At 56.6% G+C, this 1,114-nt stretch carries 1 protein-coding gene; it reads left to right on the forward strand.

Annotated features, from left to right (window positions below; all coding sequences use genetic code 11):
* The coding region (gene tssI / locus HLG76_RS14620) for a type VI secretion system tip protein TssI/VgrG (protein ID WP_175993939.1) at positions 1 to 1,114 on the forward strand (1,114 nt) is incomplete at both ends.

The raw sequence follows: 1,114 nt of genomic DNA on the forward strand, positions 1-1,114 counted from the left end.
CTGTCGCTTCGCCAAAACAGTCGTACCTTCCAGCACCAAACCGTGCCGACTATTCTAGAAACCCTGCTCACAGAAATGGGCGTCACGGAGGTGAGCTTCTCGCTCACTCGCGACTATGCCGAGCGCGAATACTGTGTGCAGTACCGTGAAAGTGACTTGGCGTTCTTCCACCGCTTAGCGGCAGAAGAGGGCTTGGTGTATCACCATGAGCACGATGCCAACACCCATACCCTGATAGTGACCGATGCGCCCGACAGCTTGCCCCAGCTTGACAGTCCTGTGCCCTATAACGCCTTAAGCGGCGGACGCACCGATACCCCGTATATCTATGGGCTCACACGCCACACTGCGGCGCAGCCTAGCCACACGGCGTTAAAAGACTACAGCTTCAAAAAACCGCGCTACAGCTTCCAACAAGCGGCGCAAGCCGATGGCATTGATTACCAGCGTACCGACAGCTACGAGCACTTTGACTTCCCAGGCCGCTTTAAAGACGACGCCACTGGACAGGCGTTTAACCAAACCCGCTTAGAGTACTTACGCCGTGAGGCCGAGCATGCCAACGGCCAAAGCAATGAACCGGCACTACGGGCCGGCTATCGCTTTACCATCAGCGACCATCTGGATGAGAGCGTGAACCAAGCGTGGCAAGTGGTGCGGGTGCACCACCAAGGTAGCCAACCGCAAGCACTGGAGGAAGAAGGCGGCCAAGGCGCCACCACCTACAACAACCAGTTTATGCTTATTCCTGCCACCATCCCGTGGCGTGCAACCCCCACGCCCAAACCTCAAGTGGATGGCCCTATGATAGGCACCGTGGTGGGACCGGATGGCGAAGAAATCTTTTGTGATGAACACGGGCGAGTGAAAGTCCACTTCCCGTGGGACCGTTATTCCAACGGAGATGACAAAAGCAGTTGCTGGATACGGGTGGCGCAAGGCTGGGCAGGCAGCCAATACGGCATGATGGCCATTCCCCGCATTGGCCATGAAGTCATCGTGTCTTTCTTACACGGTGACTCGGACCAACCGATTATCACCGGCCGCACCTATCATGCCACCAATGTGCCGCCTTATACCTTACCGGCACACAAAACCAAGACGGTTTGGCGCA

Source organism: Salinivibrio sp. EAGSL (assembly GCF_013366455.1).
Classification (GTDB): Bacteria; Pseudomonadota; Gammaproteobacteria; order Enterobacterales; family Vibrionaceae; genus Salinivibrio; species Salinivibrio costicola.